The sequence below is a fragment of the Shinella sp. CPCC 101442 genome (assembly GCF_024704725.1).
Taxonomy (GTDB): domain Bacteria; phylum Pseudomonadota; class Alphaproteobacteria; order Rhizobiales; family Rhizobiaceae; genus Shinella.
Genome location: NZ_JALIQS010000020.1, coordinates 1 through 12833, shown reverse-complemented (window position 1 = coordinate 12833; position 12833 = coordinate 1). Strand labels below are relative to the sequence as shown.

Annotated in this window: 12 protein-coding genes; 6 read left to right on the top strand and 6 right to left on the bottom strand. The window is 58.5% G+C overall.

All coding sequences use genetic code 11. The features are described from left to right. Positions 1-221 precede the first annotated feature (221 nt). Together MUO32_RS29120 and MUO32_RS29115 are read right to left on the bottom strand one after the other, a co-directional pair. The gene (locus tag MUO32_RS29120; RefSeq protein WP_257951874.1) at positions 222-485 is read right to left on the bottom strand and encodes a hypothetical protein; all 264 of its coding nucleotides are present in this window, start codon (positions 483-485) and stop codon (positions 222-224) included. 9 nt (positions 486-494) lie between these two features. Continuing rightward, positions 495-1337, bottom strand: a complete 843-nt coding sequence (locus tag MUO32_RS29115; RefSeq protein ID WP_308311347.1) for an SDR family oxidoreductase — start codon at positions 1335-1337, stop codon at positions 495-497. A 186-nt stretch (positions 1338-1523) separates the two neighbouring features. Between MUO32_RS29115 and MUO32_RS29110 the strand changes: the two genes are divergently transcribed. Further along, positions 1524-3494, top strand: coding sequence for a PAS domain-containing sensor histidine kinase (locus tag MUO32_RS29110; protein WP_257951873.1), 1971 nt, complete (start codon positions 1524-1526; stop codon positions 3492-3494). A 78-nt stretch (positions 3495-3572) separates the two neighbouring features. After that, complete coding sequence (locus MUO32_RS29105; RefSeq protein ID WP_257951872.1) at positions 3573-5111, top strand: sensor histidine kinase; 1539 nt, start codon at positions 3573-3575, stop codon at positions 5109-5111. A 13-nt stretch (positions 5112-5124) separates the two neighbouring features. Here MUO32_RS29105 and MUO32_RS29100 read toward each other — a convergent pair whose 3' ends face one another. From MUO32_RS29100 to MUO32_RS29090, 4 genes are read right to left on the bottom strand one after another with little or no spacing between them, the layout of a single operon-like run. Further along, the gene (locus MUO32_RS29100) at positions 5125-5667 is read right to left on the bottom strand and encodes a DNA-3-methyladenine glycosylase (RefSeq protein ID WP_257951871.1); all 543 of its coding nucleotides are present in this window, start codon (positions 5665-5667) and stop codon (positions 5125-5127) included. A gap of 35 nt (positions 5668-5702) precedes the next feature. Continuing rightward, positions 5703-6008: a Ku protein gene (locus MUO32_RS29465; RefSeq protein ID WP_374708741.1), complete on the bottom strand. Its 306-nt coding sequence runs from the start codon at positions 6006-6008 to the stop codon at positions 5703-5705. Then, positions 5980-6159, bottom strand: coding sequence for a hypothetical protein (locus tag MUO32_RS29460; protein WP_374708740.1), 180 nt, complete (start codon positions 6157-6159; stop codon positions 5980-5982). Before MUO32_RS29460 ends, MUO32_RS29465 begins: the two co-directional genes overlap by 29 nt. Beyond that, entirely contained in the window at positions 6159-6380 is a 222-nt protein-coding gene (locus tag MUO32_RS29090; RefSeq protein WP_257951870.1) for a hypothetical protein, read from the bottom strand. Before MUO32_RS29090 ends, MUO32_RS29460 begins: the two co-directional genes overlap by 1 nt. 739 nt (positions 6381-7119) lie before the next feature. Between MUO32_RS29090 and MUO32_RS29085 the strand changes: the two genes are divergently transcribed. The 4 genes from MUO32_RS29085 to MUO32_RS29070 form a co-directional block, all read left to right on the top strand. Further along, a complete protein-coding gene (locus tag MUO32_RS29085) occupies positions 7120-7719 on the top strand; it encodes a biliverdin-producing heme oxygenase (RefSeq protein WP_257951869.1) in 600 nt (199 codons plus the stop codon). After that, the gene (locus tag MUO32_RS29080; protein ID WP_257951868.1) at positions 7706-10255 is read left to right on the top strand and encodes an HWE histidine kinase domain-containing protein; all 2550 of its coding nucleotides are present in this window, start codon (positions 7706-7708) and stop codon (positions 10253-10255) included. The genes MUO32_RS29085 and MUO32_RS29080 overlap by 14 nt, the downstream gene beginning before the upstream one ends. Positions 10256-10302: 47 nt before the next feature. Next, the gene (locus tag MUO32_RS29075) at positions 10303-12438 is read left to right on the top strand and encodes a hybrid sensor histidine kinase/response regulator (protein WP_257951867.1); all 2136 of its coding nucleotides are present in this window, start codon (positions 10303-10305) and stop codon (positions 12436-12438) included. A gap of 105 nt (positions 12439-12543) precedes the next feature. Then, positions 12544-12833 (top strand): transposase (locus tag MUO32_RS29070; RefSeq protein WP_257951866.1); only part of this gene is annotated, 290 nt, incomplete at its 3' end.

Here is a 12833-nt window from a genome sequence, read left to right as displayed (position 1 = left end):
CCCATTGCAAGTTCATCGGCTACACCGCGCCCGCCCTTGCCCTTCTTGAGAAAGCTGGTGCCGGAGAGATGCTGGATGAGGGGACTGTGGAGATCGATGGGGCCGACGCTGTCTCCAGCTTCCTCAAAAGTCTCGGCACGTTGCGGGTCTGGACAAGATAGCCCCCGGTCAAACTGCCCTGAATGGAAAGAGCCCCGGCCTTATCAGGGCTCTTTTTTATCTTATCTGGCGGCGAGGGCGGCGATCAGCAGAAGCGCCACGGCGCCTCCGACGCGCTGCCAACGGGTCATCCTGTCTCCAGAGCGCCGTGCCCAAATCTGCTCTCGCAACGCTGTGACGTCGGCGCGCAATAGCGCGAGGTCGTCAACGAGACTTTGCTCGTTCGATAGCCGGCTACGGGAGTAGCTCGTCGCCTCCTCGATCTCCTGCTGATACTCACGCCATTGCGCATCGCTTTCAAAGCCATGCTTGCGAATGTCCGTCATGGTTTCCTCTCAGATCATGATTTCGCCGCCGGTGACAGGGATCACCGCACCGGTCATGTAGCTGCCGAGATCAGAGGCAAGCAGAACATAGGCCCCAGCGAGTTCGGCCGGCTGGCCGGCGCGACCGAGCAGGGCCTGCTTGCCAAAATCCTTCGTCTTTTCTAGCGGCATGGTGGAGGGGATGAGCGGAGTCCAAATCGGCCCAGGCGCAACGGCATTCACCCGGATACCTCTGTTGGCGACCAACTCGGCGAGACCCGCGGTGAAATTCGAAATCGCTCCCTTCGTCGCTGCATAGGCGAGAAGATGAGACGACGGCTGGCGGGACTGGATCGAGGTTGTGTTGATGATGGCGCTGCCTGGCTTCATATGCGCAATCGCCGCACGCGAAAGAAAAAAGGGCGCATAGATGTTGGTCCGAAAGGTGATGTCCCATTCCTCGGAACTGATGTCGCCGATATCGGCGTAGGTCCGCTGAAAGGCGGCATTGTTCACGAGGATGTCGATACGGCCGAAGTCTTCGAGACAATGGCGAACGAGATCTCGGCAGTGCTCTTCGTTTGTTATGTCGCCTCGCAGGACGACCGCCTTTCGACCAGCCGCCTCCACCCAGCGAGCGGTCTCGTTGGCATCTTGATCCTCACTGAGATAGGAAATTGCTACATCAGCGCCTTCCCTTGCGAAAGCAATGGCAACGGCTCGGCCGATACCGGAATCACCACCGGTGATCAGCGCGGCCTTTCCCTCGAGCCGTCCCGCCCCCCTATAACTCTTCTCGCCATGGTCGGGGACCGGCTTCATCGCATCCGTCAAACCGGGCGGAGCCTGTTGTTGGGCGGGTTGCGGCGGCATGGGGCGTTGCATATCGCTCTCAAACATTTGGATCTCCCTGGGAATGAGGTTCAACGGCCGAACTCGGCACCATGGTGGGATGTTCCGCGGCTCATAAATGCGGCAACGCCAGAGCGAATTGTTCCCGCGCAACGGAACCTTTTCTCACCTTCAACGTTACCTTCGGTTCGCTGCAGGGAAAAAGACATGGTTGGAGACGAGGGTTGGGCACTTGCTGGAGACGACCGGTATAAGGTGCTGGTCAATGCGATCACGGACTATGCCATCTACATGCTGGATCCACAGGGCAATATTGTCAGCTGGAATGCTGGGGCGAGTCGTTCTAAGGGGTACGATGCAGATGAAGTCCTCGGAACGCATTTTTCTCGTTTCTATCGCACCACAGACCGCGACAATGGCCTCCCCCTCCTGGCCCTGACGCATGCCGCCGAAAGGGGCCGCTTCGAAGGAGAGGGCTGGAGGGTGCGTAAGGACGGGTCGGAATTCTGGGCGCATGTCATCATCGACCCAATCAGGGGCGATTCCGGCTGTCTCATCGGCTTTGCCAAGATCACACGCGACCTGACCGAGCGGCGGCAAGCGGAGGAGCATCTTCGCAGAACGGAGCGGCAATTCCGTCTTCTCGTGCAGAGTGTCACTGATTACGCGATTTACATGATGGATGCCGACGGCCGCGTTTCGAGCTGGAACGCCGGCGCCGAGCGCATCAAGGGCTACCGCCCGAACGAGATCATCGGTAGGAATTTCTCCCACTTCTTTCCCGAGCAGGACCGGCTTGCCGGTATTCCGGACCATGCGCTGGAAATCGCTCGCAACGAAGGCAGGTACGAGTCGGAAGGCTGGCGGCTGCGAAAGGACGGCAGCCGTTTCTGGGCGAATGCCATCATTGACGCGATCCGCGACGACGATGGCACTCTGATCGGATTTGCCAAGATCACCCGCGATATAACGGAGAAGCGCGACGCGCAGGCCGCCCTTGAACTGACGAGAGAAGAACTTTTCCAGGCGCAGAAGATGGAAGCCCTCGGCCAGTTGACCGGAGGCGTCGCACATGACTTCAACAACCTCTTGATGGCCGTCCAGGCGAGCCTCGACCTCCTGAAGCGCCGCATCTTGCCCGCACCCGAAGCCCAGTCCCTGATTGACAACGCCCTGCAGGCGACACGCCGTGGCGCCTCTCTCATCCAACGGCTACTCGCCTTTTCGCGCCGCCAGGAACTGGATTTCGAGTCCGTCGATCTGTGGAGCCTTGTCCGCGGCTTGACCGATATGTTGCAACGCTCAATCGGCCCCTCGGTCATGATCGAAACGCACTTCCCGCCGAACCTGCCACCTGTTCGAACGGACCCGAACCAGATGGTGAATGCGCTGCTCAATCTGACGATCAACGCGCGCGACGCGATGCCTGACGGCGGACGCCTTCTTATCGGCGCGCGCCTGGAAGCCGACGGGACCAAAAGCCACCCCGACTTGCAGAAAGGGGCCTATCTTTGCCTTTATATGCAGGATGAGGGACACGGGATGGATCCCGATACGCTCAGGAATGCAGCGTCGCCCTTCTTCACGACCAAGGGCGTCGGCAAGGGCACGGGGCTAGGCCTTTCCATGGTGCAGGGATTGATGGCGCAGTCCGAGGGGAAGCTCGTGCTCCAGTCCAAATCGGGCGCTGGCACCACCGCGGAGCTATGGCTTCCGGTCGTCGAAGCCGGGGCAACGGCGATCGAGTTGGCAAGTAAGGAGGTGCCATCCACACCTCCAGTGCCCAAAGAGGTCCATCCGCTCTGCGTGATCGCCGTCGATGACGATCCACTCGTGCTCATGAACACCGTCATGATGCTGGAAGACATGGGCCACACCGTCTATGAGGCCAGTTCCGGGACGAAGGCTCTGGCATTTCTCGCCGAGCGGACAATCGATCTCATCGTCACCGATCAGGCCATGCCGCAGATGACCGGCTCCCAGCTTGCCGACATCGTCCGCGAGCGCTGGCCGGACATTCCGATCGTCATCGCCACGGGCTATTCGGAATTGCCCCCGGAGGCGCGCGCCGATCTGCTCCGCCTGTCGAAGCCGTTCAGCGAACGCCAGCTCGAGGACATCATAAGAAGAGCGGTGTCCTGCGACCGCCAGCATCCGTCACGTTCGTACGATAGATGACCGGCCCGGTGAGTTTGACAAAAAGCAGCGACACACCCAACCCTTCTCGTTAGGATCAACGCACTTTGGGGGATAGCGGTGCTGCGCGGGCTGAACATTCATTTCACGCTGGCAAGAGCGGCTGCGATGATCATCGTTGCGATGTTCGTCTCGCTTGTGCTCATGCTAGGCCTGTGGCTCAATACGAGCTATCGGGATGCGGTCCGCCGCACCGAGGAGCGGGCGGTCGCCGCCTCCAAGATAGTCGCGAGCAACGTGTCCCTGCTTGATTCTCTGGCACGTCAGGCCCTTCAGCGCATCGACGAGACGCTTGGCGATAACATCGTGCCACCGGCATCCGTAAAGGTACGCAACATCGACGAGGCAGTCGCCGACCTGCCAGGCCAGGTCAAGGCCTATGTGGTCGATGATACGGGGCTGACGCTTTATTCGACCGATCCGATGGTCAAGCCGATCAGCATTGTCGACCGGCCATATTTCTCGGAACTGGCAAAGGGCGCCAGGAAGCACATTTCTGGCCTGCTGATCAGCCGCCTCAACGGCGAGCAGATCTTTGCCTTCAGCCGCAGGCTGGAGCGGAACGGCCGTTTTGCCGGTGCCGCCGTCGTTTCCTTCGAGGTGAAGGTGCTGGCCGATGTCTGGGAGGCCGTCGATCTCGGGCCGAACTCCACCGTGAGTTTCGTCCGCTCAGACGGCCAGCTCGTCGCCCGTTATCCGCTTGCGGACGGGCCGCTCGACATGAGCAAATACGTGCTCTTCACCGATTACCTTCCCAAGGCCGCGGCCGGCACCTATGACGCTATTTCGCCCGTCGACGGCGCCCACCGCATCGTCGCCTATCGAGCCGTTGATGGTACCGGGCTGATCGCACTCGCCTCAGCGGACTACGATTTCGGCATCCAGCGGTTCTGGGGGGATGTGACGGTGGCGATCTCGGTAATGGTGCTGGCAAGCGTCAGTCTTCTTGCCGCCGGCCAGTGGATCCGCCACCTTCGACAACGCGATGCCGCACAGTCCCAATTGCTCCGCAATGCTCTCACAGATAACCAGTTGCTCCTCCGCGAGATCCACCACCGCGTCAAGAACAATCTGCAAGCCGTCCAGAGCGTCATCCAACTGCAACGCTTGGCTCCAGACATCCAGAGATCGTTGACCGATCGCATTTCCTCCATGGTCGCCGTGCATGAGCAGATCTACCGGCATGACGAGTTTTCCCGCCTACACGCGCGCGACCTGATTACATCGGTGGCGGAGAAACTGATCACCGCCTATGGTGCGCCGGTCACTATTGAATACGACATCGACGACCTAGCGGTCTCGCCCGACAATGCAACCCCGCTTGCCCTGCTGACGAGCGAACTCCTCACCAACATTCTGAAATATGCGTTTCCAGAAGGCCGCGAGGGCCGGATTTTCATCGCACTCAAGGCTGTCGGGAAGCGGCAGGCCCAACTTACCATCCACGACAACGGCATCGGTTTTGATCCGCAAACTATAAAGCAGGGCATGGGAAGTCGCCTGATCAGGGGCGTCGTCAATCAATTGAACGGTATCCACAGCTTTGACGGCAGCAATGGAACGACCTTCACTGCTGAACTGGAGATCGTGGAGCCCTAAGCCAAGCCGTGGGTTAGATCGGCCTGCTCAAACAGGGCGAACCTTTCACGGCGAAACGCCATGGACGTTCGGTAGCCTTGCTGATCCCGATGCGGAAAACGTTCGCCGATGCAGGCGCCTCGGATGAGGGCTCCATGGAAAAGGGTGCGTGGAGTACGGAAAGCCCGTTCATCTCGCCGGTGACCGCGAGCGCCTTGCACAGATTGCCCGGACCCGCGCACAGTTTGCGCACTTCGGTTACGGCGCGTCGCTCCACCATCGTCTCAAGCCCGTGCGTCGGCTCCAAGGCGCGGATGAGGACCGCGCTACCCCGCTCACAGACGATGTTGAGGCACCAGTGCAGGCCGTAGGAGCGATAGACATAGACCGAGCCCGGATCACCGAACATCGCTGCATTCGCGGCCGTCTTCCCGCGAAAACTATGGGATGCCTCGTCGTCCTGGCGGTAGGCCTCGGTTTCCACGATGCGCCCTCCGATTCCATCGATAAGCAGGCGTGCCCCCAGTAGATCGGCGGCGACGGTGACCACGTCGCGTACGAAGAAACGTTCATCCATCTTTCAACACGATGCCCTTGCCACTCGGCCCCGCACTACGTTTCGCTCGTGCCGATAAAGCACCACGCGCGAAACGCGGAAGGTACCTGCCATCGCCTCGCGAATGACGAAGACGGCTTTCCTCCACCACCATGTCGTCGGGCACGAAATAAATACGGCGTGTCATACCCGATCCATTCGATCGTCTCACTTGGCACGAAAGAATGGATATCGATCGTGCGCGTGCTATCCAGCGCCACCTCCTCGATCTCGTCATCCTCCAGCATCTCGTAGTCGTCTTCACCGCGTGGATAGCCCTTCACCACGTCGCCTTCATCCCCCGTTTTGCCGGTGACTGACATCGGCATAGCGGCTAGCAACGATATTGCCGGTCTTGCCGTTAAGCGTGCGAAAACGCACCTTGTCCTCGGCCGATATTGCGGGCATCATCGCTACCGGGCATGTCACGAGCGAAGGCTTGAGATAGCCCTTCCGGAAGGAGCGCGGTGCCATCAATCCTTCCTTTCGAGCCGCAGATGTTTCGACAACGCGAAGCCCTCGGCGAACGCGATGTCCTCCTGCGTGACGATCGGGATAGGGTCAGACAGAATGGCGAGTAACGTTTCGCGCGAAATGGAATCCTCTTCCAACGCTTCCATCAGTGCTCCGCGAGTTTCACGTTCGGCGCGAAGCAGTGCGGCAAGTGCTAGTATCAATCTGTCCTTGTTGTCCATGAGAAACTCCAGATCAGTTTGCTGCCAACATCGATAACAATATGCCGAGATCAGTTCGATGCCGCTCCACCGCCGGCGTTTGCCAGAACGCCACCCCCAAGGTTGGCTGGACGCAGCCTCTCAGAAAGTGGTTTCACTTCCAGCTTCAACCCTCAACCTGAGCATCACAAACAGGTGCATCCGTTAAAGCGACTGGAACCTTTCAGCATATATCGGATTTCCGCGCTCAAGATGAGCGACGCTCCCTTTTTGTTAAGGGAGACTCCCCGTCCGGTGCCAATCCTGTCGCTGATCAAACTTTAGTCCGGTCAAACGACATTTTGGATTTCGTGCCGCGGCAACGCTTGAATTGCACATTCGTTCCAAGATCAGATGGTAACTAACGAAGCCGTATGTGCCCGCAGCAATGCTCAATTGTACGGTCGTATTCGCAATTTCAGCCTGGAACACTCAGTGTTTTAGACAACAGCTAGTGATCTAACTGAACGGTGCGACCCTCCGCAAGCGTTACGGCGCTGGATTCTACGTTGAGGCCGATGTCGGGGTTGAACTTTTTGGTTTGGCGAATAGCACCACCCGCGGAGGGCCGCTCCCAGTCTCCCTTAAACTATCCCGGCTTAGACTTGCCGCGATGGATGCAGCGCCCTATTTTTCCCGACGATTTGTGCGCCGCACTGAATGCGCATTGCCTGTTGTCAGATTGAATCCTTGGTATCGAACAAGGACAATCAAGAGGTGAGTGAGCATCGGGAAAATCGGCGTTTTATTTTTGGAGGAAAGATTGGCCGGTAGCGAACGACGCTTTGAACTCAGGAAACGCACGCAAATGGCCCATGAACAGCTGGATGCCGCCGTCGGCAACTTTAATACCCTCGAAGAGTATCGGCGGTATCTAACCGGACTGAGCAGATTCCGCGCTGCTATGGATGAGTCGTTGGAAAGTGTGGTCTGGCCGAATGGCTGGTCCTGGCGCCCGACTGCCGTTGCTAGGTCGCTTGACAGCGACGCAATCGACCTCAATTTGCCGGCTAAGAGACAGACCAGTTACGACATTGATCTTGCAGACGACAGCGTCTTGCTCGGCGCGCTCTACGTGCTGGAAGGCTCTACACTCGGTGCGCGGGTTCTACGACAGCGGGCGGCGGCGCTAGGGCTTGATCAGGCCTTCGGCGCTCGTCATCTCGCCGTTATGTCAAAGGACATAGCGCAATGGCAGTCTTTTCTCATACTGTTGGACGAGAGCCCGGATTTCGACATCGACCGAGCCGCTGCGTCCGCTAATTCCGTCTTCGCCCTTGCCTTGCAATGCTTCGAAAGTGAATTTCTTGTCGTCCAATGAATCCGTCAACCTTGACACCTGCGACCGCGAGCCCATCCATATCCCAGGTCGCATCCAGTCGCACGGATGCCTTCTAGCCTGCGACATCGCCTTGACGACGATCGAGAGGGTTTCCGAAAACGCGCGCACAATCCTCGGCTACGAGGGCAGTTTACTTGGCCGTAGTGTTGGCGACGTAGTCGGACAAAAGCTGCTGCATGACCTTCGCAACGCGCTCGCCACCGTGTCGAGTGCGTCGCGGCCGGCGCTACTTCTCGACATAATGTGCGGTGAGCAGACCTTTGACATCGCCATCCATCACTACAAGTCCGCGGTCATTATAGAATTCGAACCAGCTCCGTCGGTTGGCCAACCGCTCCATATTGCGCGGGAAATGATCGGCCGAATCAGCGATATCACCGATGTTGAGCGCCTCGTGCAGCGAGCGGGCCGGATTGTTGCCGGTGCAACCGGCTATGACCGCGTGATGATTTACCGTTTCGAGCAGGACGGCTCGGGCAAGGTCGTCAGCGAGACAAAACGAGCCGACCTCGAAAGCTTCCTAGGCCAGTACTTCCCCGCGAGCGATATTCCGCAGCAGGCACGCTCACTCTATCTCAAAAATACGATTCGCGTTATCGCCGACGCCAGCGGCGAGCGGGTTCCGGTAAATCCGGTGCTGAATGCATCAGGCGAACCGCTGGACCTCAGCTTCGCACATCTGCGCAGTGTGTCCCCCATCCATTGCGAGTACTTACGTAACATGGGGGTGGCAGCCTCCATGTCGATCTCGATCATCCTCGACGGCACCCTTTGGGGTCTTATCGCTTGCCATCATTATTCGCCACGCGCGCTGCCCATGGCGCAGCGTGTGGCCATGGAGGTGTTCGGCGAATTTTTTTCGCTTCATCTCAAATCGCTCAAGGAGCGCCAGCGTGTCGCAGCCGTTGCCGGCACCAGGGAGGCACTTGACCGTTTTCTCATTCTCTCGTCCCATCACGAGGATGTCGGCAAGTTGCTGCGCCAGAGCCTGCAGGCGTTTTCAGAGCTCCTGCCCAATGACGGCGTGGGTGTGATGTTCGAGGGAAAATGGACCGGCCTCGGCGTAACACCGCCGGACGACATCCTGCCTCATCTTCTCGATTTTATCAGGACCGTTAGCGAAGGACGTGTGTGGGCGACCCATGCACTGTCGCAGAAGATGCCCGAAGTCTCCACTATCAGTGGCCGTGTATCTGGGGTTCTCGCGATTCCCCTCTCGCAGACGGGGTCCGATTGCCTATATTTCTTTCGAAGAGAACTGGTTCAAACGCTTGATTGGGCGGGCACTCCAGAAAAGACTTACGAGACGGGCCCGCTCGGCGACCGGCTTACCCCACGTAAGAGTTTTGCAATCTGGAAAGAGACGGTGGAGGCTCAGGCACAGCCCTGGAGCGAGGCCGAGCGCGAGATCGCCGATATCGCCCGCGTGTCCATCGTCGAGATTGTATTGAGACACAACGAACTTATGGCTGGAGAACGGCGAAAGTCCGAGGTGCGGCAGCGCATGCTAAACCAGGAACTGAGTCATCGTGTCAAAAACATCCTGGCCGTAATCAAGTCGCTGGTAACAAGCCCGCAGCATCACAAGAGCACGCTAGAGGACTACGTCGCCACCTTGCAGGGCCGCATCGAGGCCCTGTCTGTAGCTCATGACCAGGTGGTTCGCGGCGATGGTGGTGGCATTCTGGCAGATCTTCTGCAGGCGGAACTTCAGCCGTACCGAGCAAAGGCATCAACTATCAGCCTTTTCGGGCCCGCCGTTTGGCTCGACAGTCGTGCCTTCTCCGTCATGGCGCTGGTGTTTCACGAATTGGCGACAAATGCCGCCAAATATGGTGCCCTTTCCGTTATTACAGGCGCGGTGGAGATTTCATGGTCGATGACGAAGGACGGCGCCTGCGAAATCCGTTGGCGGGAGCGTGGCGGCCCTATCGTCCACACTCCGTCGCGAAGCGGCTTCGGCAGCGCATTGATCGAACGCAGTGTGCCCTACGATCTCAACGGCGAAAGTGCGATCCGCTTCGAGGCCTCCGGATTGGAGGCAATCTTTAAGATTCCGTCCCCTCACGTGAAACCTACCGCGTCCCTTTCCGAAGCGGCGGCACGGATGGCGGATGATACCTCCATAGGTCCAAACTCACTACGTGCAGCCGATCCTTCGGTGCTCATCGTCGAGGATCAAATCCTTATTGCCCTTGATCTGGAGGCCATGCTTTTCGGCGAGGGATTGTCGAAGGTGGCCACTACGAGTTCTATCAAACAGGCACTCGCACAGATCGAAGCCAGCCCGCCGCGCCTTGCCATCCTCGATATCAATCTTGGCCCGACAACTTCCTTCGCGGTCGCTGAAGAGCTGCGCAGGAGAGGCACGCCCTTTGTGTTTGCGACGGGCTATGGACAAGGCGCTGAACTTCCTGAGGCGCTTGCAGATACTCCGATCGTGCACAAACCCTATAGCAGAAACGCTATTGTTGCGGCGCTTACAGCGCTGTTGGACAATCGACCATCGGGGTAGGCGGATTCAGATAGCTCATGGCAATCCGCGCAACGGCAGAGAAAGATATGGATTTGAACACGGACGTTACAACGTTGTCGCGTGCGCAACTTGAGGAAGAGGTCCAGCGCCTCCGGACATCTCATGAAGCGACGCCCGGTGCAGCCGAAATCCGATATCGCACCCTGTTCGAAGCCATCGATGACGGCTTCTGTATCATCGGGTTCATAGACGGGCCGCAAGGCCCCCTGAGCGACTATTTACATTTAGAAGCCAACTTAGGCTATGCTCGGCAAACCGGATTACCTGATGTTGTTGGAAAGCGACTTAGGGAGATTGAGCCCGATAATGCGGACGTTTGGCTTGACATCTATGGCGGTGTTTTGCGCACCGGAGAACCCGTGCGCTTCGAGCAGGAATTCCGGTCTATTGGCCGATACATAGAGGTTTCCGCTACACGTGTCGAACCGGCAAGCCTGCAGCAGGTGGCTGTTCTTTTCCGTGACGTGACAGCGCGTAAGAAGGCGGAAGCAGCGCTTCGTGAAAGCGAAAGTGTTGCTCGCGACAACGTGCAGCGCGTACAGCTCGCTATGGCCGCCGGAGCGATTGTCGGCACTTGGCTTTGGGATGTGCAGGCCGATCGATTCACCGTTGATGAAGGGTTCGCTACAGCCTTCGGAATTGATCCCGCCAAGGCGCGATCCGGCTTGCATTTCGCCGAAGTTGTCCAATCTGTCCACCCCGATGACCAGGAAGGCCTGAGTACAGCGATCAAGGTAGCTCTGGAAAGCGGTGGTGCCTATGCGCACCAGTATCGTACCCGTCGTGCAGACGGGACCTATTCATGGCTGGAAGCCAATGGCCGTGTGGAAATGTCCGAAGATGGAGTTCCGCGGAAATTTCCGGGCGTTCTAATTGATATCGAGGAAAGACGAACCGTTCAGGCGGAACGAGATCACGCCCTCGCTGCGCTGAGAACGCTAAACGAGACGCTGGAGCAACGCGTCGAGGAGCGAACGGCAGCACTTGTAAAGGCAGAGGAGGCCCTGCGTCAGGCGCAAAAGATGGAAGCCGTCGGGCAGCTGACCGGAGGGCTGGCGCATGATTTCAACAATATCCTTGCTGGTATCAGCGGGAGCCTCGACCTCATGAAAACCCGGCTCGTTCAAGGCCGCATCAGTGAAATCGACCGCTATTTGGCAGGCGCTCAAGGCGCCGTGAAGCGAGCGGCGGCCCTGACGCAGCGTCTGCTCGCCTTTTCCCGCCGGCAAACGCTTGACCCGAAGCCATCCGATATTAATCGTGTCGTTTCTGGCATGCAGGATCTTATCAGCCGCAGTGTCGGGCCAGAAGTGTCCGTTGAAACTGTAGGCGCAGGCGGCCTGTGGACCGCTTTCGTCGATGTGGGCCAGCTCGAAAACGCCCTTCTCAACCTTTGCATCAACGCCCGCGATGCGATGCCCGGCGGCGGTCGTTTGACGATCGAGACGGGTAACCGGTGGTTGGACGAGCGCGCCGCTTCGGAGCGAGGTCTGTCGCCCGGGCAATATGTTTCACTTTGTGTTAGTGACACCGGCACTGGCATGTCAACAGACGTTGTGGCGCGTGCTTTCGATCCATTCTTTACGACGAAGCCGATCGGTCAGGGAACCGGACTCGGTCTATCCATGGTCTATGGCTTCGCTGGCCAGTCCGATGGTGCGGCGCGTATCTATTCGGAGCTCGGAAAGGGTACGATGATTTGTATCTATCTTCCGCGCCATAGTGTCCAGGGTGACTTCGAAGAGGCCACCCTGGACACAAGCCCGGCCCCCGCCTCCCCGGGCGGAAACACCATTCTGGTGGTAGACGACGAACCCTTGGTTCGGATGGTTGCAGTCGAAATCCTTGAGGAACTTGGGTACTTTGTGCTGGAAGCCGGCGACGGCCCCTCCGCTCTCAAGGTCTTGAGCGCACGCCCGGATATCGACCTCCTTGTGACGGATGTGGGCCTTCCCAATGGCATGAACGGACGCCAGCTTGCCGACGCCGTACGGGCAACGCGACCGGAGCTTAACGTGCTCTTCGTGACGGGCTATGCAGAGAATGCCGTGCTCAATCACGGCCATCTTGAACGCGGCATGGAAGTGGTCACGAAGCCGTTCACTAGCGATGTGCTAGCGCGTCGGGTAAAGAGCCTTATTGGGGGCGCCGCTGCCTTCTAACTGCAAGTGTATATTTTTCACCCGTTTACGGGAGATGGCGCTTAGGGTCAGGACCCATTGATTTGATGCGTCGGATGTGATTCCGGGGCCGCAAGGAGACTGATCATGAGCGACCTTTATTGGCTGACAGATGAGCAAATGGCGCGGCTTGCGCCGTACTTTCCCAAGAGCCACGGCAAGCCTCGGGTTGATGACCGCCGTGTTCTGAGCGGGATCATTTTTGTCAATCGCAATGGCTTGCGGTGGCGGGATGCACCCCGGGAGTACGGGCCGCACAAGACGCTCTATAACCGTTGGAAGCGTTGGGGTGTCATGGGCGTGTTTGGCCGGGTGATGGAAGGTCTTGCCGTCGAGAGCGCAGATCCGAAGACCGTCATGATTGACGCAGCCTATTT

Excerpts from the sequence above, each read along its gene's own strand:
- MUO32_RS29460 (WP_374708740.1), bottom strand. The coding sequence starts at position 6,159 with ATGGCACCGCGCTCCTTCCGGAAGGGCTATCTCAAGCCTTCGCTCGTG.
- MUO32_RS29120 (WP_257951874.1), bottom strand. The coding sequence starts at position 485 with ATGACGGACATTCGCAAGCATGGCTTTGAAAGCGATGCGCAATGGCGT.
- MUO32_RS29075 (WP_257951867.1), top strand. The coding sequence starts at position 10,303 with ATGGATTTGAACACGGACGTTACAACGTTGTCGCGTGCGCAACTTGAG.
- MUO32_RS29465 (WP_374708741.1), bottom strand. The coding sequence starts at position 6,008 with ATGTCAGTCACCGGCAAAACGGGGGATGAAGGCGACGTGGTGAAGGGC.
- MUO32_RS29090 (WP_257951870.1), bottom strand. The coding sequence starts at position 6,380 with ATGGACAACAAGGACAGATTGATACTAGCACTTGCCGCACTGCTTCGC.
- MUO32_RS29115 (WP_308311347.1), bottom strand. The coding sequence starts at position 1,337 with ATGCCGCCGCAACCCGCCCAACAACAGGCTCCGCCCGGTTTGACGGAT.
- MUO32_RS29100 (WP_257951871.1), bottom strand. The coding sequence starts at position 5,667 with ATGGATGAACGTTTCTTCGTACGCGACGTGGTCACCGTCGCCGCCGAT.
- MUO32_RS29110 (WP_257951873.1), top strand. The coding sequence starts at position 1,524 with ATGGTTGGAGACGAGGGTTGGGCACTTGCTGGAGACGACCGGTATAAG.